The organism is Novosphingobium sp., from assembly GCF_019748365.1.
Classification (GTDB): domain Bacteria; phylum Pseudomonadota; class Alphaproteobacteria; order Sphingomonadales; family Sphingomonadaceae; genus Novosphingobium.
Genome location: NZ_JAIEPN010000051.1, coordinates 96,332 through 122,191, shown reverse-complemented (window position 1 = coordinate 122,191; position 25,860 = coordinate 96,332). Strand labels below are relative to the sequence as shown.

26 protein-coding genes are annotated in these 25,860 nt (G+C 68.0%); 18 read left to right on the top strand and 8 right to left on the bottom strand.

All coding sequences use genetic code 11. The annotated features are described in order from the left end of the window. Positions 1-3: 3 nt before the first annotated feature. The 8 genes from rplQ (at position 4) to K5Q19_RS07520 (ending at position 6,582) form a co-directional block, all read left to right on the top strand. On the top strand, positions 4-429 hold the full coding sequence (gene rplQ / locus K5Q19_RS07555) for a 50S ribosomal protein L17 (RefSeq protein WP_292942934.1): 426 nt from the start codon (positions 4-6) through the stop codon (positions 427-429). Between the two features lie 356 nt (positions 430-785). Next, positions 786-2,999: a prolyl oligopeptidase family serine peptidase gene (locus K5Q19_RS07550; RefSeq protein ID WP_292942911.1), complete on the top strand. Its 2,214-nt coding sequence runs from the start codon at positions 786-788 to the stop codon at positions 2,997-2,999. Between the two features lie 92 nt (positions 3,000-3,091). Continuing rightward, positions 3,092-3,415: a DUF1476 domain-containing protein gene (locus K5Q19_RS07545; RefSeq protein ID WP_292942909.1), complete on the top strand. Its 324-nt coding sequence runs from the start codon at positions 3,092-3,094 to the stop codon at positions 3,413-3,415. Further along, positions 3,415-3,648: a BolA family transcriptional regulator gene (locus K5Q19_RS07540; RefSeq protein WP_292942906.1), complete on the top strand. Its 234-nt coding sequence runs from the start codon at positions 3,415-3,417 to the stop codon at positions 3,646-3,648. Before K5Q19_RS07545 ends, K5Q19_RS07540 begins: the two co-directional genes overlap by 1 nt. 36 nt (positions 3,649-3,684) lie before the next feature. After that, the gene (gene grxD, locus K5Q19_RS07535; RefSeq protein ID WP_292942903.1) at positions 3,685-4,008 is read left to right on the top strand and encodes a Grx4 family monothiol glutaredoxin; all 324 of its coding nucleotides are present in this window, start codon (positions 3,685-3,687) and stop codon (positions 4,006-4,008) included. A gap of 412 nt (positions 4,009-4,420) precedes the next feature. Further along, positions 4,421-5,227: an NUDIX domain-containing protein gene (locus K5Q19_RS07530; RefSeq protein WP_292942900.1), complete on the top strand. Its 807-nt coding sequence runs from the start codon at positions 4,421-4,423 to the stop codon at positions 5,225-5,227. A 134-nt stretch (positions 5,228-5,361) separates the two neighbouring features. Continuing rightward, a complete protein-coding gene (locus K5Q19_RS07525; protein WP_292942898.1) occupies positions 5,362-5,667 on the top strand; it encodes a hypothetical protein in 306 nt (101 codons plus the stop codon). Between the two features lie 141 nt (positions 5,668-5,808). Continuing rightward, positions 5,809-6,582 (top strand): sugar transferase, encoded by a 774-nt coding sequence (locus tag K5Q19_RS07520; RefSeq protein WP_365758798.1) that lies wholly within the window; start codon positions 5,809-5,811, stop codon positions 6,580-6,582. Here K5Q19_RS07520 and K5Q19_RS07515 read toward each other — a convergent pair. Next, positions 6,495-7,817, bottom strand: a complete 1,323-nt coding sequence (locus K5Q19_RS07515; protein WP_292942895.1) for a glycosyltransferase family 1 protein — start codon at positions 7,815-7,817, stop codon at positions 6,495-6,497. The genes K5Q19_RS07520 and K5Q19_RS07515 overlap by 88 nt on opposite strands. A gap of 178 nt (positions 7,818-7,995) precedes the next feature. On the opposite strand from K5Q19_RS07515, the gene K5Q19_RS07510 reads away from it, so the two are divergent. The 4 genes from K5Q19_RS07510 (at position 7,996) to K5Q19_RS07495 (ending at position 12,046) form a co-directional block, all read left to right on the top strand. Continuing rightward, positions 7,996-8,865 (top strand): glycosyltransferase family 2 protein, encoded by an 870-nt coding sequence (locus tag K5Q19_RS07510; protein ID WP_292942893.1) that lies wholly within the window; start codon positions 7,996-7,998, stop codon positions 8,863-8,865. 7 nt (positions 8,866-8,872) lie between these two features. Continuing rightward, complete coding sequence (locus K5Q19_RS07505) at positions 8,873-9,946, top strand: glycosyltransferase family 1 protein (protein WP_292942890.1); 1,074 nt, start codon at positions 8,873-8,875, stop codon at positions 9,944-9,946. Continuing rightward, positions 9,943-11,406 carry an oligosaccharide flippase family protein gene (locus tag K5Q19_RS07500; RefSeq protein ID WP_292942888.1) on the top strand — a complete coding sequence of 488 codons (1,464 nt, stop codon included), beginning with the start codon at positions 9,943-9,945 and terminating at the stop codon, positions 11,404-11,406. Before K5Q19_RS07505 ends, K5Q19_RS07500 begins: the two co-directional genes overlap by 4 nt. Positions 11,407-11,476: 70 nt before the next feature. After that, on the top strand, positions 11,477-12,046 hold the full coding sequence (locus K5Q19_RS07495; RefSeq protein ID WP_292942885.1) for a twin-arginine translocation pathway signal protein: 570 nt from the start codon (positions 11,477-11,479) through the stop codon (positions 12,044-12,046). Here the strand turns inward: K5Q19_RS07495 and K5Q19_RS07490 are convergent, their stop codons facing one another. Continuing rightward, positions 12,047-12,736, bottom strand: a complete 690-nt coding sequence (locus K5Q19_RS07490; RefSeq protein WP_292942882.1) for a DJ-1/PfpI family protein — start codon at positions 12,734-12,736, stop codon at positions 12,047-12,049. 79 nt (positions 12,737-12,815) lie between these two features. Here K5Q19_RS07490 and K5Q19_RS07485 point away from each other — a divergent pair, with 79 nt between their 5' ends. Beyond that, complete coding sequence (locus tag K5Q19_RS07485; protein WP_292942879.1) at positions 12,816-13,769, top strand: GlxA family transcriptional regulator; 954 nt, start codon at positions 12,816-12,818, stop codon at positions 13,767-13,769. Positions 13,770-14,034: 265 nt separating this feature from the next. Here the strand turns inward: K5Q19_RS07485 and K5Q19_RS07480 are convergent, their stop codons facing one another. After that, entirely contained in the window at positions 14,035-14,436 is a 402-nt protein-coding gene (locus K5Q19_RS07480) for an OsmC family protein (protein WP_292942876.1), read from the bottom strand. 136 nt (positions 14,437-14,572) lie between these two features. Here K5Q19_RS07480 and K5Q19_RS07475 point away from each other — a divergent pair, with 136 nt between their 5' ends. The 4 genes from K5Q19_RS07475 (at position 14,573) to K5Q19_RS07460 (ending at position 18,016) form a co-directional block, all read left to right on the top strand. Next, entirely contained in the window at positions 14,573-15,154 is a 582-nt protein-coding gene (locus K5Q19_RS07475) for a MarR family transcriptional regulator (RefSeq protein WP_292942873.1), read from the top strand. Positions 15,155-15,216: 62 nt separating this feature from the next. Further along, positions 15,217-16,221 carry a hypothetical protein gene (locus K5Q19_RS07470; protein ID WP_292942870.1) on the top strand — a complete coding sequence of 335 codons (1,005 nt, stop codon included), beginning with the start codon at positions 15,217-15,219 and terminating at the stop codon, positions 16,219-16,221. 179 nt (positions 16,222-16,400) lie between these two features. Further along, positions 16,401-16,760: a YciI family protein gene (locus K5Q19_RS07465; protein WP_292942867.1), complete on the top strand. Its 360-nt coding sequence runs from the start codon at positions 16,401-16,403 to the stop codon at positions 16,758-16,760. Between the two features lie 5 nt (positions 16,761-16,765). Further along, positions 16,766-18,016: a DUF6596 domain-containing protein gene (locus tag K5Q19_RS07460; RefSeq protein ID WP_292942928.1), complete on the top strand. Its 1,251-nt coding sequence runs from the start codon at positions 16,766-16,768 to the stop codon at positions 18,014-18,016. Positions 18,017-18,025: 9 nt separating this feature from the next. On the opposite strand, the gene K5Q19_RS07455 is transcribed toward K5Q19_RS07460, so the two are convergent. From K5Q19_RS07455 to K5Q19_RS07440, 4 genes are all read right to left on the bottom strand, one after another. Continuing rightward, on the bottom strand, positions 18,026-19,582 hold the full coding sequence (locus K5Q19_RS07455) for a hypothetical protein (protein WP_292942864.1): 1,557 nt from the start codon (positions 19,580-19,582) through the stop codon (positions 18,026-18,028). Positions 19,583-19,622: 40 nt separating this feature from the next. Beyond that, entirely contained in the window at positions 19,623-20,177 is a 555-nt protein-coding gene (locus K5Q19_RS07450) for an acyltransferase (protein ID WP_292942861.1), read from the bottom strand. Then, on the bottom strand, positions 20,174-21,211 hold the full coding sequence (locus K5Q19_RS07445) for a glycosyltransferase (RefSeq protein ID WP_292942925.1): 1,038 nt from the start codon (positions 21,209-21,211) through the stop codon (positions 20,174-20,176). The genes K5Q19_RS07450 and K5Q19_RS07445 overlap by 4 nt, the downstream gene beginning before the upstream one ends. A gap of 409 nt (positions 21,212-21,620) precedes the next feature. Beyond that, a complete protein-coding gene (locus K5Q19_RS07440; RefSeq protein ID WP_292942859.1) occupies positions 21,621-23,789 on the bottom strand; it encodes a polysaccharide biosynthesis tyrosine autokinase in 2,169 nt (722 codons plus the stop codon). A gap of 502 nt (positions 23,790-24,291) precedes the next feature. Here K5Q19_RS07440 and K5Q19_RS07435 point away from each other — a divergent pair. After that, positions 24,292-24,894: a polysaccharide biosynthesis/export family protein gene (locus K5Q19_RS07435; RefSeq protein WP_292942856.1), complete on the top strand. Its 603-nt coding sequence runs from the start codon at positions 24,292-24,294 to the stop codon at positions 24,892-24,894. Here K5Q19_RS07435 and K5Q19_RS07430 read toward each other — a convergent pair. Then, entirely contained in the window at positions 24,891-25,355 is a 465-nt protein-coding gene (locus tag K5Q19_RS07430) for an HPP family protein (protein WP_292942853.1), read from the bottom strand. The two genes, K5Q19_RS07435 and K5Q19_RS07430, sit on opposite strands and share 4 nt — an antisense overlap. Positions 25,356-25,860 lie beyond the last annotated feature (505 nt).

The following is a 25,860-nucleotide window of genomic DNA, read 5'->3' as shown; positions in this document are numbered from 1 at the left end:
CCGATGCGTCACAAGCTGGGCCAGCGCAAGCTGGGTCGTACATCCTCGCACCGCCGCGCGCTGATGCGCAACATGGCCGCTGCGCTCATCAAGCACGAGCAGATCACCACCACGCTGCCCAAGGCGCGTGAACTGCGCCCCTATATCGAAAAGCTGATCACGCTGGGCAAGCATGGCGGCCTTTCCAACCGCCGCCTCGCGCACGCCCGCCTGCTCGACGACGCGCAGCTGGTGAAGCTGTTCGACGTGCTGGCCGAGCGCTACGCCGGCCGCGCCGGTGGCTACACCCGCATCATCAAGGCCGGTTACCGCGCCTCGGACGCTGCTCCGATGGCCGTGATCGAGCTGGTCGACCGCGACACCAGCGCCAAGGGCCTCGACTCCGGCCCGGTGCTGACCGCGGACGAAGACGAATACGAAGCAGCCTGAGGCTGCCGGATCCCGAAAGGGACTGACTGGGCGGTGCCGCAAGGCGCCGCCCTTTTCATTTGCGCATTCCCCCTCCTTCCGCCCGCAGTGACGAATGTGGCGCGGGCACGATCCCCCCCCCGGATCCTCGTCATCCCCGCGCAGGCGGGGATCCAGAGCCGCACTGCACAACGCCTGCCGTTGGCCCCAAACCGCGCCGAAACCCTGAAAATCCCTTGCCATGCGATAAGCGCAATTTCGCTCTCGCCCAACACCCTCCGGTGGTGCTAAACCCCTCCCATAAAAGCATGAAAATCGTGGGAAGGATCGGAAGGGCGGTCCTGGTTTCGGCACTTCTGCTGCCGGCGCCGGGGGCTATGGCTCGTGAAGAGGCCGAGGCGCTGGTCGCGCCGGTTCACGGCCCGTCCACCTATACCGGCACAGAGGCGGTGCAGCCCTCGGGCGCGGATCGGAGCCCGGACCGGGCCGGCATCACCACGTTCTCCGCCCCGCGCTACCCGCCCACACGCCGCGATTCCCTGATCGAGCGCCAGTTCGGCGAGGATCTGGCCGATCCCTATCGCTGGCTCGAGGCGGACGTGCGGTCCAGCCCCGAAGTCGCGTCATGGGTGGCGCAGCAGAATGCGGCCAGTTCGGTCTATCTCGCCCAGCTCCCCGGACGTGACGCGCTGCTGGGCAAGATCCGCAGCCTGTTTGCCTACGAACGCTTCAGCCTGCCGCGCAAGGCGGGCAGTCGCTACTTCTACACGCGCAACAGCGGCCTCCAGAATCAGGCGGTGCTGGAAGTGCGAGAAGGGCTGCAAGGCGAGGGCCGCACCCTTGTCGATCCCAATGGCTGGGAGAAGGAAGTCGGGGAAGGCCTGCGCACGCTCGATGCCTGGGTGCCCTCGCCGGGCGGCAATCTTCTGGCGCTCACCCAGCAGCGCGATGGCAGCGATTGGCGCACCGTGCGCGTTGTCGATGTCGCCACCGGCAAGATGCTGGAAGACCGGCTCGAATGGGCCAACGATACCGCGATCGGCTGGGTTGGCGATGCCGGCTTCCTCTATGCCCGCTATCCCGAGCCGCCTGCGGGTCAGGCCTACCGCGCGCAAGTGTTTGACAAGGCAATCTGGTTCCACCGCGTCGGCACCCCGCAAAACGCTGATATCCGCGTTTTCGCCACGCCGGATCACCGCGATTGGAACCATCGCATTACCGTCTCCTCGGATGGCCGCTGGGCCGTGATCCTGTCTTCCGCGAGCACGCTCCCGCGCCGCACCCTGCACGTCATCCCGCTCGGGCGCGGCAAGGCGCAGGACTGGAGCGCGATCCCCATTGCGCCGGCGATGACCGACGACTGGAAGTTCGTCGAAGGCGTCGGCGATCACTTGTGGTTCATCACCAATGCCGGTGCGCCGCATTATCGGCTCGTCCGCATCGATCTCGATCGCGCCGACAAGGGCCGCTTCTCGATCAACGAGGTGATCGGCGAGAAGACCGATACGCTCGATGCCGGGCGCATCGTGGGCAACCGGCTGATCCTGTCCTATCTCCAGCAGGGCGCGAGCTACGCCGTCGTCACCGATCTCAAGGGCAACACCAAGCGGTCGATCACCGTCGGTGCGGTCGGTTCGGCCAGCGGCTTTGGCGGGCGGCCCGGCGATCCGGAGACGTTCTACCAGTTCGCCAGCTTCAACCAGCCGCCCTCGATCTTCCGGCTGGATATGCGCACCGGCGCGGCCACGCCGTTTGCCGTTCCGCACCTCCCGTTCAACCCGGACGACTACATCGTCGAGCAGCGCAGCTTCCCTTCGAAGGACGGGACCAAGGTGCCAATGTATGTGGTGCGCAAGCGCAGTCTTGCCGTGGCGAACCGCGCCGCGCCCACGTTGCTTTATGGCTACGGCGGCTTCGATGTCGCGCTCACGCCGGGCTATTCGGCGGTGCGGATGGCCTGGCTCGAGGCGGGCGGCGTCTTCGCGCTCGCCAATATCCGTGGCGGCGGCGAGTTCGGCCGCGCCTGGTACGATGCCGGCCGCCTCGCCAACAAGCAGAACAGCTTCGACGATTTCATTGCTGCGGGCGAATACCTCCTCAAGGAAGGCATCGCCGCGAAGGGCGGGCTGGCCATTCAGGGCGGTTCCAACGGCGGCATGCTGGTCGCGGCGGTGATCAACCAGCGCCCCGATCTCTTCGCCGCCGCCAATCCCGATGTCGGCGTGATGGACATGCTGCGGTTCGACCGCTTCACCTCGGGCCGGTTCTGGGTCGATGATTACGGCAGCCCCGCGCGTGAGGCCGATTGGCGCGTGTTGCGCGCCTATTCGCCCTATCACAACATCCGGCCGCGCGGGGACTACCCCGCCATCCTCGTCACCACCGCCGATACCGACGACCGCGTCGTGCCCGCGCACAGCTTCAAATATGTTGCCGCGCTGCAGGCCGCCGATCTCGGCAGCCGCCCGCATCTGCTGCGGGTCGAGGCGCAGGCGGGGCACGGGCCCGGCAAGCCGGTCGACAAGGTTATTGCCAGCGGTGCCGATGTGCTTGCGTTCCTCGCGAAGTGGACGGGGCTGGCTCTTGAATAGAGCGCTCTTGCAGCCATGCGCGCGCGCCACTATCGCTCGGGAGTGAAGCGGCCTGCTGCCAAGGCAGGCGTAAGCCACAGGAAAGACCAGACATGACCTCGTTCCAGGACCGTGAACGCGCCGAGGAAGCCAAGTTCGCGCACGATGAAGACACCCTGTTCCGCATCCAGGCCCGCCGCAACAAGCTGCTTGGCCACTGGGCGGCGCAGCGCATGGGTCTCGATGCGGCCGAAACCGAAGCCTATGCCCGCGCCGTCGTGCAGGCCGAATTCGAGGAAGCCGGTGACGAGGACGTCGTGCGCAAGCTGCTCGGAGATCTCACCATGGCCAAGGTCGACATCGACGAATCCGAAATCCGCGCCGCGCTCGCCGAACAGGCCATCGAAGCGCGCCGCCAGATCGTGGGCGACGCCTGATGCCGATGCCGGCCGCCGAGATCGAGGCGCTGATCCGCGCCGCGATTCCCGATGCAGAAGTGACGATCACCGATCTCGCCGGCGATGGCGATCACTACGCCGCCCATGTCGTTGCGCCGTCGTTTGCCGGCCTCAGCCGCGTTGCGCGGCACAAGGCGGTTTATGGCGCGCTGGGTGAGCGCATGGGCGGGGTGCTCCATGCCTTGCAAGTGACCACCGCCGTCCCCACCTGAACTTCACGCAAAGCCACGAAAGCCCGGAAAAGCCCCATGTCCACCAACCAACGCATCGCAGAAATCGTCGGCTCCAACGACGTCGTCCTGTTCATGAAGGGTACGCCGCTGTTCCCGCAGTGCGGCTTCTCGAGCAAGGCGGTTGCCATCCTTGATCACCTCGGCGTCGAATATGCCTCGGTCGATGTGCTGCAGGACATGGAAATCCGTCAGGGAATCAAGTCCTTCTCCGATTGGCCGACGATCCCGCAGCTCTATGTGAAGGGCGAATTCGTCGGCGGTTCGGACATCATGATGGAAATGTATCAGGCCGGTGAACTCCACCAGCTCATGGTCGATGCCAACGTCGTGCAGGCCTGATCCTTCCACATTTATCGCAAAACAGAGCGCGGCTCCGCCACAAGCGGGGCCGCGTTTTGCGTTTCAGGAACCGTGTGTGGGGCGGGGGGAGGGCCGTCCGGCCCCGCGCGCGGGTGGGGGGTGGATCCGCGCGCGGGGCTTGTCAGGCGGTGGGGCCTGGAGAGGCGGAACCGGGAGACCGGGGGGAACGGTTCCGCCTCTGGGAAGACACTCTCAGGACACGGAAGACTATGCATGGGGCGTGCCAAATTCACAAACACCCCAAAAAGCCAAGTGATCCGCTGCGGACGAGCCTTTGCGCGGCAGCCAATCTGTAAAGTCTGCCGACAGGCCCTCTCACTTTGGGGGAGAACGCGGCAAACCGGCGCCGCAGAGCTTGGCAAGGCCCGGCACCCTGTAGCATTGTCGCTGCATGGACGAACTCGATGATATGGGCGAACACGCGGACGCTGCCCCCGCTACCCCTGCTGCGACCCTTGTGGTGTTCCGCCATGATCCCGCCGGCGGTCCGGCCCATATCCTGATGGTCGAACGCTCGGGCAGCCTTGCCTTTGCCGGCGGGGCGACCGTGTTCCCCGGCGGCAAGGTCGATCCGGCCGATCATGAACTTGCTGAAGCCTTCATGGCCCGCACCGGCCTTGCGCTCGATCCCGCGGACGCGGCTGGACGCATCACTGCGGTGCGCGAAACGCTCGAGGAAACCGGCCTCGTGGTCGGCCTCATCGGCGCCATCGATGCCGATCGGGCCGCTGCCGCCCGCCGCCTGCTGCTCGATACCGGCCGCCTTGCCGATGTGCTCGAAGCCTTCGCGTGGGAGCTCGATTTCGACGCGCTGGTGCCCTTCGCACGCTGGTGGCCACGGCACCGCAACATGCGCGTGTTCGATACGCGTTTCTATCTTGCGGACCTCGGCACCGGCGCGGTCGAAGTCACCGCCGATACCACCGAGAATCGCCACCTCTTCTGGGCCAGCGCGGCGGAGGCGCTGCGTCTGGCCGATGAGAAGGCGATCAAGATCATCTTCCCCACCCGCCGCAATCTCGAACGGCTGGCGCAGTTCAGCCATTTCGCGGCTGCTCGGGAGCATGCGCAGGCCACGCCTATCGTCACGGTCACTCCGCGGATCGAACTGCGCGATGGGACACGCTGGCTCGTGATTCCCTCGGATGCCGGCTACCCGGTCGATGGCGAACCGCTCGCCCAGGCCGACCGCGCATAGACTGCTCCGAGATGGAGGTGATTGTGCAGTGCAATGGATTTTTCGTTGCGCTGCATATACTTAAGCAAAAATACATAGATTCGTGTAAGCTTCACTTCACCCCGCGGCGCTAGACCGGGGGGTGGAGGAACTTCATGCCCGCTGCCAAGCTGCGCCCCGATAGCCCTGTTTCTGCCCCTCCGGTTGCGCCGTCCGCAGCTGCGCCGCGGGCGCTCCAGAGTGCCGCAGCATCGGCGTCGGTGGCCCGACTTGCCGATGAACTGGCGATTCCGGCGCCTTCGCCGGTGCATCAGCTGCAGGCCGAACTGGCGCAGTTGACCCTCACGCCAGAGGCCGACGCGGAGCAACTCTATCCCGGCTGGTTCCGCCTCGCCTTCCCTCTTGCGAGCTCGTTCATGCTCTGGGTGGCGATACTGTGGGGCGCCAGCCTCCTCGTCTGAGAGCCTGCGCGTCAACCACTTCGCAGCATCGTATTCCAACCGTCCCGGGGGCATCCTCGCCTGACCGGCTCCCCGCTGCACTGCATCATGACGTCACTGCCGCCCCTTTTCGGCGTGCGGGCCTCGATGGAGACCTGAGCAGTGAACAGCCTCTTGCCTGCCCAGGCCGAACGCTGGGCATCCGAACCTGCCGCAATCGCGTTCGCACCTGCGTCACGCCCCGTTCCACCCCCTCGCGTGCTCACCGCAGTGCCGCTACCGGCGCAGCCGCGGCTGCCTCCGCGCACTGGGGTCCCCTCCGGGCGCCATGCCGCCATGATCCGCCTGTTCGATGTTGTCGTGGCGGGCACCGCGCTCACTTTGCTGGTGCCGGTGCTGCTGGCCGTGGCGCTGGCGATCAAGCTGCTCGATCCCGGCCCGCTGCTGTTCGCGCACAAGCGGCTGGGGCGGGGCGGCCGCCCGTTCCATTGCCTCAAGTTCCGCTCGATGACGATCGATGCCGATGCGCGCCTCGCCCGCCTGCTGGAAACCGATCCGCAAGCACGAGCCGAATGGGCCCAAACGCAAAAGCTGCGCATCGATCCGCGCATCACGCCTGTCGGCCGCTTCCTGCGCCGCAGCTGCCTTGATGAGCTGCCGCAGCTCATCAATGTCCTGCGCGGGGAAATGAGCCTTGTCGGACCCCGCCCGATCACGGCGGCAGAGGCGGTGCGCTATGGCCGCCACTTCCCGGTCTATTGCAGCCTCAAACCCGGCATTACCGGGCTATGGCAGGTCAAGCGGCAGGACCAGACGAGCTATCGGCGCCGTGTTGCCTTCGATCTGGCTTACGCCCGCTCGCGCTCGCTGGCGCTCAACCTTGCCATCCTCGTGCTCACAGTGCCTTCGGTGCTGCGCGGCCAGGGAGCCTGCTGAGCTGCCTCCGCCAGTATGAAGCCTTCGTTTCCCGCAACCTCGCCCGCCGAATCGCCAGCAGCGTTCCGGCGGGCGTTTTGTTGCAGCTGCGTGGCCGCATTGCCGAGCACCGCTTCCAGCACGCGGATGGCCTGATCGCGCCAGGTCCAGTGCGCGGCGTGGATGCGGCCCTTAGCGGCAAACGGCGCCGGATCGGCCAGCACGCGCCGCACCGCCGCCACCATATCGTCCACATCGCACGGATCGCAGTAGACCGCCGCCGTGCCGCAGCGTTCGGTCATCGCCGGGATCGCGGAGACGACCACCGGGCAGCCGAAATGCATCGCCTCGATCGGCGGCAGCGGGCTCGCTTCATAGAACGAGGGGAACAGCAGGCATCCGGCGCCGCGATAGAGCTGGCCGAGCGCATCAAGTTCGGTCACCGGCCCGGTGAAGCGCACCAGATGGGCCACGTCTGCCGGAACGTCCCCCGTGATCGGCGAGAGGATTTCGCTGCCTCCGCCCACAATCAGGGTGCGCAGTCCAGACTCGCGCGCCAGCCGCACGGCCACTTCCAGCACGCCATGGATGTTCTTCCGCCGCGAAAGCGAGCCGACGAACAACATGTAGCCCGGCTCCACCGCCTCGCCGCTCGTCAGCAGGCGCTGCGCCGCTGGGGCTGCACCGCCCCAGCCGCCGTTCTGCGCCACGCGGATGCGCCCGCGCGCGTCGGGCCGCAGCGCTGCCAGCATGGCCTTCTCCCGCTCCGAAACGGTGAGGATCGTCCCGGCCCGGCGCAGCAGCGAAGGCAGCATGAAGCGGTGCCCCAGCCGGTAATGCAGCCGGTAGGCGCCGGGGAACTGCCGATAGGACAGGTCGTGGATCATCACCGTCACCCCCTGCCGGGCATGCAGCGCTGCAAACGGCGCGGTATTGCCAAGGCACAGCAGGTGTGCCCCGCGCACGTGGCGCGGCAGCACCAGCTGCTCCCAGGCATGCCCGCCCAGACGCCAGCCCAGCCGCCCGGCCCACCGGCTCGCCGCGCGCTCCACCGCGGTCACGCGCAGCGCCAGATCGTCGAGCTCTGCCGCCGGTTCGCACACCAGCCGCAGCCTGACGGCGAGGCCTTCCTCTGCCACCAGCCGGTCGAGCGCGCGGGTAAGCTCGCGCGCCACGCGCTGCACGCCGGTCACCGGCTGCATCAGGAAGCGGCCGTTGATGACGATTTCGGGAAGGCTGGTGGTCGGCTGGTTCATGCGCGCGCCCGGTGCTCTGCTGATGGAATGGCGCCGTTCTACCACCTCACCCGCCGCATCCGCGCCCGCTAACGGGTCGGGTTCGGAGACAACCTTCGTGGGCGAGGGGCGGCGCGCCAGCTAGACCGGTCCGGCCACTTGCAGGGGAGTGGTGCAAGGCTCGGAGGGCAGGCGGCACATGCTGCGTATCCATATCGTCATTGCCACGGTCGGCCGGCCCGCGCTCCTGCGTGAAACGGTCGACTTGATCGCGCGGCAGACGCGGCAGCCCGATGGCGTGCTGATCGTCGCGCCCTCGCAGGAGGATTTCGGCACTGCGGGCGAAAGCGCCGTCCGGCCGGAGCTCGCGCTCTCGCCAAAGGGCCTGTGTCGCCAGCGTAACCGCGCGCTCGATCTGCTCGAAGGGCGGGCGGATGTGGTCCTCTTTCTCGATGATGATTTCGTCATGGCCCCGGATTACTGCGCCGCGATCGAGGCGCTGTTTGCCTCCGATCCGGGGATAGCCGGGATCACCGGCAATCTTGTCGCGGATGGGGTGCGCCACGGCGGCTTCACCGCGCAGCAGGCGCTCGATCTGATCGCGCTCGATGCCTCGGCGCTCGATCCTGCCATTATCCCGCGCGAAGCGCTCTATGGGTGCAACATGGCGCTGCGCATGTCGCTGATGCGCGGCCTGCGCTTTGATGAGGCGCTGCCCCTCTATGGCTGGCAGGAGGATATCGATCTCACCATGCAGCTTGCCCGGCGCGGGCGGCTGATCTCCAGCGGCCGGGTCACCGGCGTTCATCTCGGCGTGCGCGGCGGTCGCACGTCGGGGCGGCGACTTGGCTATTCGCAGGTCGCCAATCTCGTCTACCTGCTGCGCAAGGGCACGATCCCGCGCTGGCTCGCCAAGCGTCTGTTCTGGCAGAACTTCGCCGCCAATCTGCTGCGCACGCCCTTCCCCGAACCGCATATCGATCGCGCCGGTCGCCTCGCTGGAAACTTGCGCGCGCTGGCCGATCTTGCGCTCGGGCGGATCGATCCGCGCAAGATCGAGCGGATGTAGCCCCCGCATGCGCCGCGTCGTCTTCAACGGAAAATTCCGCGCCGGCGGGCTCAACGGAGTCCACCGTGTCGCCGCGCGGCTGATTTGCGAAGTCGATGATCTCCTCGCGAGCGCGCCCGCGCCCGATGATCCCCCTTGTGCGTTGATCGTGCCCAAGGGCTGCGCCGATGGGCCGCCGCTCGCCGCCATCCAGCTGATCGAGGATGATCGCCCCGCTTCGCAGCCGTGGGAGCAACTGCGCCTGCCCAAGCTTGCGGCGGGCGGTCTGCTGGTCAATCTCGCCAATCTCGCCCCCGTCGCGCATCGCCCCAAGCTCACCATGCTGCACGATGCGCAGTTCCTCCGGGCGGACAGTTCCTATCCCTGGCGCCAGCGCATGGGGTATCGCCTGCTCACCCCGCTCATGGCCCGCTCCAGCGCGCGGGTGCTCACGGTCTCGGCCTTCTCGGCAGGCGAGCTCGCGCGCGGCGGCGTCACCGGCCGGGTGGAGGCTAAAGTGCTCCACAACGGCGCCGACCATATTCTCGAGGCGCGGGCGGATCCCGCCGCACTTGCCCGCCTCGGCCTTGCGCCGCGCAGCTATGCGCTGATGTTCGGCAGTCCCAAGGCCTACAAGAACAATGCCGTCGTCTTCAGCGCCTTTGCCGGCGGCGCACTGGCCCCCTTGCGTCTCGTCGTCGTCGGCCCGCCGCGCGCTGCGCTGGAAGCCGCCGGGCTCACCCCGCCGCCCGATGCCCTGTTCGCCGGGCCTTGCGACGATGCCGTGCTGCGCGCGCTCTATGAAGGGGCGGAGGCGCTGCTGTTCCCCTCGCGCACCGAAGGCTTCGGCCTGCCGCCGGTGGAAGCCATGCTCTGCGGCTGCCCGGTCATCGCGGCCCCTTGCGGCGCTGTGCCGGAAATTTGCGGCGATGCCGCGCTCTACGCCGATCCCGATGACCCCGCTGCCTGGCGCGCGGCGCTCTCCGATCTGCCGCGCAGTGCATTCATTGCCGCCGGTCATGCCCGCGCCGCGCGCTACACCTGGGCCCGCGCCGGGCGCGATCTGCTCACCGCGCTGCGCGAACTGGCGCAGAAAGCATGAAGGCGCGCCTTGCCCGCTTTGCCCGCGCCGGGGGCGGCACCGCCATGATCGCCATGGCCGCGCGCGTCAGCGGGCAATTTGCGATGGTCGCAGTCACGCTGGTCGCCACGCGCCACCTCGCGCCCGCCGATTTCGGCGTCTTCGCCATTGCAGGGGCGCTGGCCATGCTGGCGCGGACCATGCTCTACACCGGCCCGTTCGAGTATCTGCTCAAGCTTCCGCACGATGCCGATCAGCCGCAGGGCGCAGGCGCCTGCCTCGCCGCGACGGTGCTGGTCGCGCTGGGCTGGATCGCGCTGCTCGTCCTCCTCGGCCTCGCCGCGCCCTTCGTGTTCAAGGGCGGCGGGGTTGCGCCGGTGATTCTCGCGCTCGCGCCTTCGGTCCTCCTCGGCGCGCTCGCGGCCTTTGCGGAATCGCTGATGCTGCGCGGCGGGGCCGTCCGGCGCTACTACGCGATCACCGTGCTGGCCGAAGTCGGCGCGGGTCTCGCCGCAATCGCCTTGCTCGCCGCCGGCTGGGGCCTCTGGGCACTCGTCCTCCAGATCTACGCGCGCACCCTGCTCATGGCCCTCGCGCTCGGCGCACTGGGGCCGCCGCTGGCGCTGGCCGCCCCGCCGCGCGCGCTGGTGGCAGACGTGCTGCGCTGGTCGGCCAGCCGGTTCGGTTCGGTCTTCGTCACGTTCCTCGCCAATTACAGCGGCGATCTCATTCTCGGCGTGGTCCTGTCCCCCGCCGCCTCCGGGCTCTACCGCGCCGCCAATCGCATGGTCACCGCGCTGGCAGACATGTTCGTCCAGCCCGCCGGCATGCTCGCGCTCACCACCCTTGCCGCTGATCGCGCGCGGGGCGAGGGCGAGGGCCGCCCCGGCGCATGGCCTCGCCTCGCAGCCCTGTTCGCAGCCCTCGGCTGGCCCGCGCTCGCGCTGCTGGCGCTCTTTGCGCGCCGCGTGGTCCCGCTTGCGCTTGGTCCCGCCTGGGCTGCCGCCGCCCCGGTCGTCGCGGTGTTCTGCGTGGCGCGCATGGCCGCGCTGGTCACCGCCGTCGCCACGGCGGAACTCATCGTCACAGACCGGCAAGGCAGGGTGCTTGCTGTGCAGACCGCCGCTGCCCTCGCTACCGCCGCCCTCACCATACTCGCCGCTCCCTATGGCGCGATCGGCGCCGCGCTCGTCGCGACTGGCGTGGCCGTAGTCGCCGCCGCCGCCATGGCGCTCGCGGCCCTCCAGCGCCACGATCGCCCCGCCCTTGCTGAGGCTGCTCGCCTCGTCCTTTTCCCCCTCTTCGGAGCGTTCGCTGCGGGCCTCGCCGCAGACCGCGCCTTCGGCAGCTCCGCCCCGCTTGTCGCGCTCGCCCTGCCGCTTGCCTGCGCCGCTGCCGGCTGGATGCTGGCCGCGTGGCCGGTCATCCCCGCGCTGCGCCGCGCCGCCGGGCTTCTGTCGTCGGCACCAAGCCCGGCCTGACCCCAAATCCCGCTTGCCCCCGGCGCGCTGTCGTGGAACCTTCGCAGCTGCAAAAAGGGGACCGCCACCGATGAAGCGCATCACATTCGCCGCAGCCCTGCTGCTTTCCGCCATCCCCGCCGTCGCCACGGCTGCCGAACCCCCGGCCACCACCTTGGTCGCGCCCGGCTTCGCCGTCCCCACCAGCGCCAAAGGCCCCGGTTTCCGCCTCCAGCCGCTCGGGCCCGATCTCGTGAAGATCGATTTCGATGCCTACATGTCCTCGGTCGAGCATCTCCAGCAGACCTTCACGCGCAGCACCGATTGGCCCCACGCCGGGATCAGCGATGCCGATGCCCTGCTCGACATGCAGACCGAAGAGGGCCGCTTCCAGCGCCGCGAAAGCTTCGCCTATTCGGTCCTCACGCCCGACGGCAAGAGGGAGCGCGGCTGCATCTATGTCGCCCCCAGCCCCGTCGCGGGCTATGACGCGGTCGTGCGCATCTGGGTCACCAAGGCCGAATACGATGCCGGCTTCGACAAACGGCTCGAGGCATGGGCGCACAAGTGGATCGCTGCCAAGTGGCCGTTCAGGAAAGTCGCCTGGCCCGGCCGCGATATCCCCTGGGCCGAGTGGGATGCGCTCACCAAAGCGAAGTGATCACAGCGCCAGCCGCGCCGCCGCCTCCCGCGCTTCGGCCTCGCGCTGCGGCATGATCGGGTCCATCCGCGCGCGATAGCCGGCAAGGATGGCGGCAGGCGCCGTCTCCGGCCGACCGGCATCAAAGGGCGGGGCAGGGGCGTATTCGAGGCCCAGCTGCAGCGTCTGCGCCAGCGCATCGCCGCCGATCTCCGCGAGCACCGTCAGTGCAAAGTCGATCCCCGCCGTCACGCCGCCGCCGGTGATCACATTGCCATCGCGCACCACGCGCCCCGCATCGGGCACAGCGCCGAACAGCGGCAGCAAATGCCGCCACGCCCAGTGGCACGCAGCGCGCTTGCCCGTCAGCAGCCCCGCCGCGCCGAGGATCAGCGAGCCGGTGCAGACCGACGTCACATAGCGCGCGCCCAGCGCCAGACGCCGTACTTCGCCCACGAACGCGGCATCGAGCGCCGCCTCGCTCGCATTGACTCCGCCCGGCACGCAGATCAGGTCGCAAGCCTTGATTTCGGCCAGTACCCGCGTGCCGGCAAAGACCAGCCCTTCCGCCGGCACCTCGCCGCCATTGCGGCTGGCGACAATCGTCTCGCTCCCCGGAACGCGCGAAAGGAACTGGTGCGGGCCGGTGAAATCGAGCTGGGTCATCCCCGGAAACACCGCGAACACAATGCGAAACGGCTGGTCGGTCATGCCAATCTCCTCTGCCTGTCGCCCCGTTATCGCGCCGATCTCCGGTTGACGAAATGTCAATGATCCCTCATTTTAGGCCATGCCCAGAACCATCGGCCTCTTCCTCTTCGCCGACTTCCAGATCCTCGACGTCGTCGGCCCGCTAACCAGCTTCGAAGTGGCCGAGCGCTTCGCCCCCGGCGCCTACCGCCTCATTCTTATCTCGACTGAAGGCGGCGCGGTGCGCAGTTCCGCCGGTGTCCTGCTCGAAACCCTGCCCGCCAGTGCAGGCCCGCCGCTCGATACGCTGATCGTCTCCGGCGGCGATGGCAGCCGCACCGCGATGCGCCACGCCGCCACCCTGGCCTGGCTGGGTGAGGCCGCCGCCACCACGCGCCGCCTCTGCAGCGTCTGCTCGGGCGCCTTCCTGCTTGCCGCCGGCGGCCTGCTCGATGGCCGCCGCGCGACCACGCACTGGCGCCGCGCTGCCCAGCTCGCGCGCCTCTTCCCCAAGGTCGCGGTGGAGCCCGATCGCATCCACATCCGCGATGGCGATGTCTGGACCTCCGCCGGCATCACTGCGGGCATCGATCTCGCGCTCGCGCTCATCGCCGAAGACCTTGGCGAAGACACCGCCCGCCGCGTCGCGCAGGAAATGGTGGTCTACTACCGGCGCCCGGGCGGGCAGTCGCAATTCTCGGCGCTGGCCGATCTCGGCGGGCAGGAAACGCCTTTTGCCGCGCTGCTCGAATGGATCCGCGGCCATCTCGATCAGCGCCTCACCGTCGAAGTGCTGGCCGAGAGGGCCGCGATGAGCCCGCGCAACTTCTCCCGCGCCTTCACCCGCGAACTCGGCGTCAGCCCGGCTCGCGCGGTCGAGCGTCTGCGCCTCGAAGTCGCGCGCGAACGCGTGGAAGGCAGCCCCGCGCCCATCGAGCAGATCGCCGCTGCGCTCGGCTTTCATGATCCCGAACGCATGCGCCGCGCCTTCCTGCGCGCGTTCGGCCAGCCCCCGCAGGCGATGCGCCGGCTGGCTCGGGGGCAGGCGGCTTAGAGCACTTTCCGACCAATCTGGCTCACCGTGATTGCGTCAGGAAGCTTCTCGGCAAAGAGCGCCGCGCAGTGCGGGCTGGTAGCCCGTGCCAGCGGCGCGACGCAGTCCGAGGGGCTTCCTAACGCAACCCCGAAGGGGCGGGCCGCTTTTGGCCCATCGCAGCGTTGATCGTCGGTCACTATGGGCCAGCATAGCTCCCTCCTCTCGCCTCGCGCTGGGCCAAAATCGGCTCCGTCACGGTCAGCCAGATTGGTCGGAAAGTGCTCTAAAGCTCGACCAGCACCGTCTCGATCTCGGTGGTCACTTCGCTCATCAGCTTGTGCACCGGGCATTTCTTCGCCGCCGCCAGCAGCGCCTCGCGCTCCTCCTGGCTGAGATCGCCGGTCAGCATCAGCGCGGTGCGCAGGCGGTAGACCCCGCTGCGCTCTGCCGAATCATCGCGCGTCACCACCACTTCGATGTCCTCCAGCGCCATGCCCTTGCGCTGCGCCAGCCACAGCACCGTCAGCGCCTTGCAGGCCCCCAGTGCCGCGTCATAGATCTCGTGCGGATCGGGCCCCTCGTTGTCCGCCCCGGCAGCCGGTGTCATGTCCGTCACGAATTCGTGCCCGCGCACGGCAATGCGATGCGCGGTGCCTGCCGGATCGATGCGTGTAACCGTGATCATCTGCGCTCCCTCCGGGTTCAACGCGCCCACTGCAGCACCAGCCACCAGTCCGGTCAAGCAAGCTGTTGCAGACATCAAGGCGGCGCCCCGGCAACTCACGCTTGACTTCGCAATCCGATCATCAGATATTTCTGTCATGACAGAAATAAACAGCGAGTCGAGAAACCTGCCCGAAGCGGTCGAGCAGTTCGTGCTGCGCTGGGGCGATATGGGCTCGCAATGGGGCGTGAACCGCTCGGTTGCCCAGATTCAGGCCCTGCTGTTCCTGTCCGATCGCCCGCTGACCGCGGAAGACATTGCCGAAAAGCTCGGCATGGCGCGTTCCAACGTCTCGAACAGCCTCAAGGAACTGCTCACCTGGAAGCTCATCCACCGCGTCCCCGTCCTTGGCGATCGGCGCGATCACTTCGAGGCGGAAACCGATCTCTGGCAGATGGCCACCAAAGTCGCGCAGGGCCGCAAGGAGCGTGAAATCGATCCGATGGTACGCGCGATCACCGCCGCGATGGAAACCATCGATGATCCGCACATCAGCACCAAGGTCCGCAGCCGCCTCGTGGCGATGCACGATTTCGTGACCACGGTGGACCGTTGGTACCAGCAGATGCTCGATGTGCCGCCCTCCCAGATCATGACCTTGATCCGCATGGGATCGCGTGTGGTCGGCCTGCTCAAGTTCGTCACCCGCCGGAGCGCGAAGCCGGGCGGAGACGGCTGATATTTTTTTGCCGCTTGATTTCTCAATTTACAGAAATATCGGAACGTCATGCAGGAGGTGATATGAAGGACGCCGCGAACAACCCCCTCTCGGTGAATCTGCGTGCGCGTGGGCGCATCATGGCCGGCTTCAGCCTTGCCCTCGTGATCGCACTCAGCGCCTTCTTCCTGATAAGTGCCAGCAGCGCCACCAAAGTCGCATTCGGCAGCCTGTGGTTCCTCACCTTCCTCCCAGCCTACCTCTGTGCCCTGATCTGCTACGTAGGAGACCGCGATGGCACGCGTCCGCTCTCGTTCTACACCAGCGTGCCGCCGCTGTTCGCCGTCATCGTCATCGTGGGTTCGGTCGCCATCCTGCGCGAAGGCGTGATCTGCCTCATCATGCTTGCGCCGCTGTGGCTCTTCTTCGGCTGGCTTGGTGCCTACCTCATGCGGCGCCATCGCCAGACGAGTGTCGATCCCAACACCTTCCGCTCCTCGCTTGTGCTGATGCCGCTGCTCGCCGGTGCGCTCGAGGCCCAGGTGCCCATTGCGCATGACCGCATCACACTCACCCGCGATGTGATCATCGCGGCATCACCCGAAGAAATCTGGCCCTACGCTGTCACCAATCCCCATATCGCCGAAAGCGAAGGCCGCTGGACCTTCACGCAGAACATCCTCGGCCTGCCCCGCCCGCGCGCGACCACGGTCAGCGGCGCGGGGGAGGGTGCCGTCCGCACCGCCTACTGGGGCGACAAGATCAATTTCGAGGAACGCATCACCGCCTGGAACCCCGGACGCCGCCTCGGCTGGTCCTTCGCCTTCACCAACACGTCGCTGCAGGATTACACCGACAAGCACATCTCGCCCGATGGAGAGTTCCTCAAGATCGATACCGGCGATTACACGCTGACCCCGCTAGGCCCCGGCAAGACGCGCCTGTCCCTGCGCACGAACTACATCGCCAAGACCCACGTCAATCCTTACGCCCGGTTCTGGGGCGAGATCCTGCTCGGCGATATCCAGAACAACGTGCTCGCCATCATCAAGCAACGCGCCGAAGCGCGGCATCGAGGGGAGCGCTGAGGGGCGCGAAGCCCCTTCCTCTGCGCCTTTTCTTCGCGCATGTTTGGTCCCTGATGCGCCGCACCTTGCACATTTCTTCGCTCACCTTGTCGAAACCGCGCCCTCTCGCCGCACACCTTTGCAGGCAGCTCCTGCTGCTTGCCGGAGGACCCGGCTCAGACCGATGAAGGAACCGATCGATGCAGTACGTTCTCCTCTTCCTCGAAAATGCCGAAGAGCGCGCCAAGCGCACTGATCCCGTTGCGGCCGAGCCCTATTGGGGCGCGTGGAACGCCTATATGGGCGCGATGGCGCAGGCCGGGGTGATGAAGAGCGGCAATGGCCTGCAACCGCCTGAAACCGGCACCACGCTGCGTATCGCCAATGGCACGCGCCATGTCGTCGATGGCCCGTTTGCCGATACCAAGGAAGCGCTTGGCGGCTATGTCGTGCTTGAGGTCGCCGATCTCGATGCGGCGCTGGAATGGGCCGCGCGCGCGCCCTGTGCGGCTGCGGGCTCGGTCGAAGTCCGCCCGGTGATGGGGCCTGCTGCGGATTGACCGCGATGGATGCCGCGCGCCGCCGTTCTTCCGCCGCTGCAGAGCAGGCGGCGCGCGCGTCCTATGGCCGTCTCCTCGCGCTGGTCTCGGCCCGCACACGCGATATTGCCGCCGCCGAGGATGCGCTTGCTGAGGCCTTCGCCGCCGCACTGGCCCAGTGGGGAGAGCAGGGCGTGCCCGCCAATCCCGAAGCCTGGCTGCTCACCGCCGCCCGCCGCGCCGCTGGCCATCAGCAGGCCCGCGCCGCCACCGCCTCCCGCGCCGGTGATGTCCTTGCGCTCTTGGCCGAAGAGCAGGAGGACGCGGTCGGCAGCCCGTTCCTCGACCAGCGCCTCGCGCTGCTGTTCGTCTGCGCGCACCCGGCGATCGATCCCGATGCGCAGGCGCCGCTCATGCTGCAGACCGTGCTCGGCCTCGATGCCGCGCGCATCGCCGCCGCGTTCCTTGTCAGCGGCGCGACGATGGGCCAGCGCCTCGTGCGCGCCAAGCGCAAGATCCGCGATGCCGGCATTGCCTTTGCGGTACCCGATCCGGCCGATGCCCCCCAGCGCCTCGGCGGTGTGCTTTCGGCGATCTATGCGGCCTACGGCACCGCGTGGGACGATACGCTCGGCGCGGATTCGCGGCTGGCGGGCCTGCGCGGCGAGGCGCTGTTCCTCGCCCGGCTGATTGCTGAACTGATGCCCGATCAGCCCGAAGCGCTTGGCCTCCTTGCGCTGATCCTGCACTGCGAGGCGCGCCAGTCCGCCCGCCGCGCGCCGGATGGCACTTTCATCCCCCTCCACGCGCAGGACCCGCAGCTGTGGTCGCGCCCGATGGTCATGGAGGCCGAAGCCGCCTTGCGCCGCGCCGCCAGGTTCGGCGCACCCGGCCGCTTCCAGACCGAGGCCGCGATCCAGTCGCTCCACGCGCACCAGCGCATGACCGGGGAGCGCTTCACTGCCCCGCTCGCCCGGCTCTATGATGTGCTCGCCAGCATCGCGCCAACCACCGGCGTGATGGTCGCCCGCGCCGTGGCCTATGCCGAAGATGGCGCCAGCAGCCCCGCGCTCGAACAATTGCGGATGATGACCGGCACGGAGACCTACCAGCCATGGTGGGCCGCGCTTGCCCGCGTATCGTGGCTGGCCGGCGATGCGGAAGGCGCCGCTGCTGCCGCGGCCACGGCGGCCGGCCTCAGCGCAGACCCTGCGATCCGCGCCTTCCTGCTCGGCGGAGGCTACCGCTTTGCCGCAGAGGCTGGAAAGCGCACCTGAACGTTCCGCTCAGGCAATTTCCAGCGCTTTGTCGAGTACGAGCGGCTCCTGCATTACAAAGCCGCGCGGCGCCCCGGCACCACTCAGCAGGAACGGCCGATCCGGCAGGGCGGGGATGGTGCTGGCCGGTGTGGGCGCCGTCAGCGGGCTTTGCTTCACCGGCCTCGGCAACGCGGCCGGGCGCCGCCGCAGCGAAAGCGCCGCGCCGCCCAGCATCGCGATGTCCGTGCCGGGATCGCAGGTGGGGGACGAGATCGACGCCATCATCACACCCATCATCATCGCCCATCCGCAGGCCGCTGCGGTCGACAGCGCCTTGTCCTCCACCGGCGTCCACGTCGATTGCCGCAGCGGGCTGAGCGCGGTGACGAAATGTAGAGCGAGCGTCACGGCCCCGATGATTCCCGTGCAGCCCAGCACCGCTGTCGCGAGGCTCGACGAGCGGAAGCTGCCGGGCCCGATCCCGATTCCGCCGCTCTCGATAAAGGCATGGATGCCCTGCCAGGCCCAGAACCGCCGCTGCATCGCGGAAAGCGTTTCGCTTTTCTCGACGGTCATGTGGCGGATCATGTCGGCAAAGCCATCGGCGAAGCGCGGCTGCCAGATCATCACCGCGCAGCCCACGGCGGTGAGCACCAGCATGGCCGCGCCGATCCACAAGGCGCGGTCGGCTGGCAGCGCGCCGGGGAACAGCAGCGCACGCACCGCCACCAGCACGGCATAAGTCGGCAGACCGGCATAGGCCGTGCTTGACGTGCTGAGCGCCAGCGCGGTGGCCAGCAGTGCCGCGGCGGGCCCCGTCCAGCGCGGATCAATCCGCCGCAGCCAGCACTCGAACGAAAAGACGAACAGGAGCAGGCCATAATTGGCAAAAGTCGATGCCTCGGGAAACAGACCCGTCATCCGCACGAAGCCGAGGTACGACTGGTCGAGCTGCGCATAGGCCGCGTTGCGGAACACCGAAAGCACCACTTCGGCCGGCGTGCCCCGCACCGCCACCGACATGAAGCCTGTCAGCGCATGCGCCATGCCCAGGATCGCCAGCGTGCGCACCAGTACTTCGCGCCCGCGTTCGCGCTGGCAAGCTATGAAGGCTGCGATCCCCGCCAGCAGCGTGCCGATCAGATAGACAGCCGTCGTCAGGTTCTGCGGGGTGAACACCAGCGGCCGCACCGCGTAGACATAGGCCAGCGTCGAGACATAGCGCGCCTCCACGCGACCCCGCAGCGGAGTCACTTCGATCTGCCCTGCGAACAGGCGCGGCGCAATGAAGGCGATGGCCACGCCGTAGACCACGAAGCACACCAGCCAGCCGTTGGCGCGCAGCGCGCGGCCCACCGCTGCCATCTGCCCCGCGCCCGGCACCAGCAGACGCATGGCGACAAACAGCAAGGCAAACTGCACCGGCGGGATCGAGGAATTGCCGAGCACCGGCAGCAGGATCGCCGCCGATCCGCCAAACAGCGCTGAAACGAGCGCGAAGGCGAACATCGCCTCGACCGATCCCGCCACGAACAGCGCAAGGCCGACCAGCACCTGCACCGCGCCGATGAAGGTCAATTCCATGGCCGCGCCCTTCCTGCCATTGCCTGCCTGCCCACCACGCTCATGGCCGCGCGTACCCGTCCCCGGCGCGCACCGCCTTCACGAATCCGGCCGGATTGCCTCGCCACACTTCCCGCGGCGGCACGTCGCTGAACACCACCGAACCGGCCGCGATCACCGCGTGATCACCGATCGTCACACCGGGCAGCACCGTCACGCCGCGCCCCAGCCAGACGTTGCGCCCAAGTTTCACCGGCGCGACCCGCACGCCCTGTCCTTCATGCACCGGATGGTGGTTGGTATCGGCCAGCACACAGCGCGGGCCGATGCGGCAATTCTCGCCGATCCGCACCCACTGGTGGCAGACAATCTCCACCCCCGCATTGAGGAAGGCGCGAGCCCCGATCTCGAGCAGCGCTCCCGGCCCCACCTCAACCGCCACCGGTGCGCCATGGCAGCTCCAGTTGACGCGCTCGCCGATGGTCAGGCGACCGCGCCCCTCGATGCGCGGGAGCCCGCTGTGCACGAAGAAGCGTTTGCCCGGTGCGTCCCCGCGCAGGCGCAGGCGCAGCACCGTGAGCAAGGTGCGCAGTCGGTTGAGCGGTTGCAGCTTCATGCCAGCGCCCCCAGCACGCCCGCGTCAAAGCGTTCGGGCGCAAAGTCGTGCGCCCGCGCGATGGCCTCGGCAGGATCGAAATGCGGCAACCACCGCTCCAGCCGCTGCACGGCCGCGACCAGCGCTTCGGTCGTCTGTTCGCCAAAGAACAGACCGGTGCGCCCCTCCACCACGCTGTCGAGCGCCCCGCCGCGGCCATAAGCCACCACCGGCCGGCCCGAGGCCATGACCTCGACCGGCACGATCCCGAAGTCCTCCTCCGCCGTGAACACCAGCGCGCGGCAGCGGGCATAGGCGCGGCGCAACTCGCCAAAATCGAGCCGCGGGATCATCCGGATCGACGGCCCCGCGCGCTTTTTCAGCATCGCTGCCTGCGGGCCATCGCCCACCACCGTTAGCGGCAGGCCCAGCGCGTTGAACGCGTCGATCGCAAGGTCCGCCCGCTTGTAGGGCACCAGTTGGCCCACCCAGAGATAGCCCGGCTCCACTTCGTCCGACGGCGCAAACAGCGCGGGATCGACCGGCGGGTGCACCACCTCGGCGTCGCGCCGCCACGCCTTGGCCACGCGCTCGCGGATGAAGTTGGAATTGGCAAGCAAACGGTCGACCCGCGCCGCCGAACTCGTGTCCCACTGGCGCAGGCCGTGGCAGAGCATGGGCATGAGCGCGCGCCGCAGCCAGCCCGCCTCGGCCCGGTAGTCGTGGTAGTGATCCCACAAGTACCGCATCGGCGAGTGGACATAGCACAGATGCAGCGCATCGGGCGCTGGTATGACGCCTTTGGCCGGCCCGCTTTCGCTGGAAATCACCAGATCATAGCCGCGCAGATCGAGCTGTTCGAGCGCCATCGGCATCAGCGGCAGATAGGCCTGATAGTGCTTGCGCGCGCCCGGCAGCTTCTGGATGAAACTGGTGTGCACCGTGCGCGCGCGGATCGCGGCCGACATCGCCGCCGGATCATAGACGTGGGTGAAGATATCGGCATCGGGAAACAGCTGCAGCAATCGCTCCAGCACCCGTTCCCCGCCGCGCATCGTCACCAGCCAGTAGTGGATGATCGCCACCCGCCGGTACCGCCGGCGCGGATCAGCCGGCAGGACAGCGCTGGGTTGGATCACAAACGGGCGGCGCGGCCCTTCAGGAACCGGCAGCGGTGTTGCCAGTCCCAAGCTCGCAAGATCGAGCCCGGCCAGACGTCCGGCATGCGCTGCAGGATGGAGGCTCTCCCGCGCCGTACCGGTCCGCCGTGACAAACCGATATCATCGCTCGCCGCGCCGTCCGCCGCCATCGCTGGCGATGTCGCGCCGGTCCCCCCGGTCATCCCATGTGCCTCGCGGCCATCCCCGCCGCCTTGCAGCAGGAAGGGGATGTCCCCGCCGTGGTCACCCCCCGCTGCGAGCACGGGCTGGCGCGGCGAAGGCCGGGGGGAAGGGGTGGCCGCCTCAGGCATAGTAGCGCTTGTACGAATGGTAGAACGCATCATCGCCATAGCCGAAGCGGGCCTGCTTGCGCATATCGACGCGGGTCAGCGCAACGCCTGCGAGCTGCACCCGGTCATCGGGCAGCAGCCGCAGTGCAGACCGCAATGCCGCCTCGGGTGTCTTGCGCCAGCGCACCACGAAGACCGAGGCATCGGCCTTGCGCAGCATCAGCCGCGCGTCGGCGATCGGCAGCACCGGCGCGGTATCGATGATGATCGCATCGAACATCGCGCGCGCGGCATCCAGCATGCGGTCCATCTCGTCCCCGGTCAGGAGCTCGGGCGCCTTGTCGCTGCCTTCGGCCAGCGGCAGGATGTTGAGGCCCGTTGCCGGGTCCACCACCAGCGCGGCTTCGAGCGGCGCGCTGCCGCCCAGCACGTCCATCAGCCCCGGCCGCCCCGCATCGCCGCGCAGGAACCGGCTCACCCCCTGCCGGCGCAGGTCGCCGTCGATCAGCAGCACGCGGTCCCCCGCAAGCGCCATCGAACGGGCCAGGCAGATCGAGGTCGTCGTCTTGCCTTCGTCCGGCAGTGCCGAGGTCAGCGCGATGATCCGGGCCTGCGTGGTGTTCATCGCGATCGAGGCCCGCAGCGAGCGGAAGCTTTCGGCAAAGGCCGAGCGCGGATCCTCCAGCAGCGCCGCCATCGGCACTGACTCCTCGCCCCGCCAGACCGAACCGAGCGTGGGGATCGAGCCTAGATAGCGCACCCCCAGCCGCTGCTCGATGTCGTCGCCGGTGGTGAGCCCGCTGAAGGTCATCTCCGCCGCAAAGGCCGCCGCCACGCCAAGCCCGAGCCCGAGCGCCACTGAAAGCACGAGATTCAGCGCCACATTGGGGCTGGTCGGCTTCAGCGGCACCGCAGCCGGATGGAGCAAGTCGGCATCCGCCTGCTCGGTCCCTTCGCGCGCGGTGAGCTCCTTGAACCGGTTGAGATAACTCTCATAGAGCGCGTTCGAGGTCTCGGCGCGCTTCTCCAGATCCTGCAGGCCGACCATCGCCGCGTTGTTCTGCGCCAGCGTGCCGCGCGATTGCTGGAGCGATCCGGTGAGCGAGGCCAGCCGTTGCTGCGAGACCCGCGCCCGCGCTTCGAGGCTGGAAATCACCCGCTGCGTCTCGTCCGCAATCCGCGCATCGATCGCGCCGAGTGCCGCCTTTGCGCGCAGCACATCGGGATGGCGCGGGCCATAGCGGGCGGTCAGCGAAGCAAGCTCGGTCGCCGCGCTGGCCTGCTGTGCGCGCAGCGATCCGACCGCAGGCGAGGAGGCCACTTCGCCCACGCCGCCCGCGCTGACACCTAATGCAAGCTGCCGCCGCGCTGCATCGAGCCGGGCGCCGTCCTCGCTCGCCGCGGCCCGCGCGGTGGTCACTGCCTGATTGTAGCTCGAGATTTCCTGCTCGGTCAGCGAGCCCATCGTCGTCGAGAGGAGGTTGTTGGCAATGCGATAGCGCTGCACCGCTGCCGTATCGCCAAGCGCCTGCTGGCGCAGCTGCTCCAGCCGCTCGGCGATCGCGGTCGTCGTTGCCCGCGCATTCCGCCGCTTCGCCTCGAGCGCGCCGGCCGTGTACTGCTGCGCGAACGTGTTGGCCACGCGCGCCGCGAGCGCAGGGTCGGTATCCTCAAACGTGATCGCGATGCCATAGGTGGTGCCGATGCGCGTGGCGACCACGCCCTTGCGCAGCCACGCCAGCGCCGCCGCCTTCGCGCCTGCTCCGCTCTTGGCAAAGCGGTCCTCCTTCGCCAGCCCCAGGCTGTCTGCCACGGCGCCGAGATTGGCCTCCGATGTCACCACGGCGACCTGCGTATCGACATAGCCTTCGCTGGGGATCGCGGCCTGCTGGGGCCCGTCGCTCGTGCTTGTCGGCGCGATCGGCTGGGGCCGGCTGTTGAGCGTGACTTCGGCGCGCGCGGTATAGGTGCGCGGTTGCAGCGCGGTGAGCAGCAGGCCGGTGCCCAGCACCGCGAGCAGGACGGCAAGGAACACGCCAAGCCGACGCCGGAACACCGCAAAGAGCAGCCGCAGGTCCACCCGGTCCGCCGCCGGGGGCGGAACTCTGGGTTCGAAGGCGAGGGTTGGCGCCATCCCTGGCACACCCCCGGCGTTGCGATAGAGGCCGACTGCCGTGTTCACCCCTGTTCTCCTCGGTCGACAGGTTAGCCTTCAGCCGCCCGCGCAGCAGAGGAACCCATATGGTAAAAATGGCCGATCCGGGAGAAATGCTCCCCTCACGGCATGGTGCAAGACTAGGCAAGGGGCCGCGACGGGGAAGGCGAAGCGTATCCGCTGCGGAGGCAAACCGGAGGCAGTACGCGCTCCGATCATGGCCGCAGGATCGCTGCGCGCCTTCGCGGGCGCAGTCCGAAGCTTCGTGCGGTCCTGCATCCCGCATCGCCGGACCGGGGGCAAATCCGGGTGAGTGCTTAAGGATTTGTGCACCATATGCGGCGTGCGTGACTGCCCCGATACCGGCGCGAGCAGGTTTGGCGGCTGCGGTCCGAACCTTCTGCAAGCACGCGCAGGAACGTCTCCAAGTTGGAGGATTCGGCCAAGGGCGGGGTGATTGCGCTTTCGGACGCGCCGCATAGACTTGTGGGCAGTGATCAGAAGCAGGCAGAAGCATTGGAGTTTTCGCATGGATAGCAAGCACGATGGCGGTCAACGCGCGCGGCACCACCTGGCGCTCGCCGTGACTGGCGCGGTGGCCCTCCTGCTGGGCGGCTGCGTCGGCGCGTCGGCGCCCCCGATCTCGACGGCGGACGTCGCGGCGGGGCTTGAAAGCTACCATCTCGGCGCGGGAGACCGCGTTCGCGTGACGGTTTTCAACGAGCCGACGCTGACCGGCGAATACAACATCACCCCCGGCGGCGCGCTGGCCTTCCCGCTGATCGGCGTCGTGGCCGCTGGTGGGCGCACGATCGATGCGGTGCAGCAGGAGCTTACGGCAAAGCTCGCCGAAGGCTATGTCAACGATCCGCGAGTCAGTGTCGAGGTGCTGAACTACCGGCCGTTCTACATCCTTGGCGAAGTTAACCGTCCCGGTGAATACTCCTATGCCTCGGGGATGACGGTGGAGCAGGCGATCGCCCGCGCCGGCGGCTTCACCTACCGCGCGAACGAGAAGACGGTGTTCCTGCGCCGGCAGACCGGCAAGGCCGAGAGTGCGGTCTCGCTTCGCAGTGCGCAAGTGGCTGTTTTGCCAGGCGATACGATCCGCATTGGTGAACGCTACTTCTAGGCTGCAGCCCTTCCATCGGCACGGTCGAGCGCATGGGCGGCGATCAGCAGCAGCGCCGCCCCAAGTGCCACTGCGCCCGCATAGACCGGCATCGTTGCCGCCGTGAACAGCGGAATCGCCGCATTGGCAGCGGCCGGCGGGTGATAGCAGTGCACGAGCCACATGAGCGTGACGCCGACGGCCACGGCCGGCGCTGCCAGCCACGGCGCCCAAGGGTGCGCGGCGGGACCGGCGAGGACAAACACCGCCACACCGGTCGCCCCGCAGACCAGATGGCCAAGGCTCGCCGCGCGGGGCCGGGCGGCGGGCACATCGCGGCACCCCACGATCAGCGCGGTGCTGGAGGCCCAAGAGGGCAGCATCAACGCAAAGCCCGCAATCCATGAGGCGAGCACCAGCGCCTGCAGGATCAGCAGCGTCAGCGCAAAGATCCCCAGCACCGTACCTGCGCGCGGCGTCATGCCGCCGGTCCCGCCGCGCCCACTTGTCCCGGAAAGGGAGGGGTTGACACGGTTGACACTGTCCTGAGGAATAATTGCAATCGATCAATAGGGCGTCTTTGATCGATGATGTAGATCAGACGGCCCCGGCGAGCCGACTCGGTGCAGTGCGTGGCAGATTGATTGGTCATGCCCTGTTTGTTGACCGGAACCGGCGGTGTAGGACAGAAAAAAGCATTTCGCGCAGCACGAGGCAATGAAGCGGAAGCAGCGACAGGAGGGGGTACGGGGCAGGCCCCTCGCGATCGCGCATGCCAGGAATTTGTCCTTAGGGTGCCGAAATTCGGATAAGGCCTCTTCGTCAGTCCTTCGGGCTGTTGCCTGCCGGAGGCGAGCTCGGAGAGGGATTGCCCCACCACCATCCCTGCGGATAGCCCCCTCCCCGTGCCGGGGAGGCGTGGGGATGCAGGGGCCGTTGTGGAGGCATCAGGCGCCCGCCGATTGCGCAAGGCGCCGCGCTGTTGCA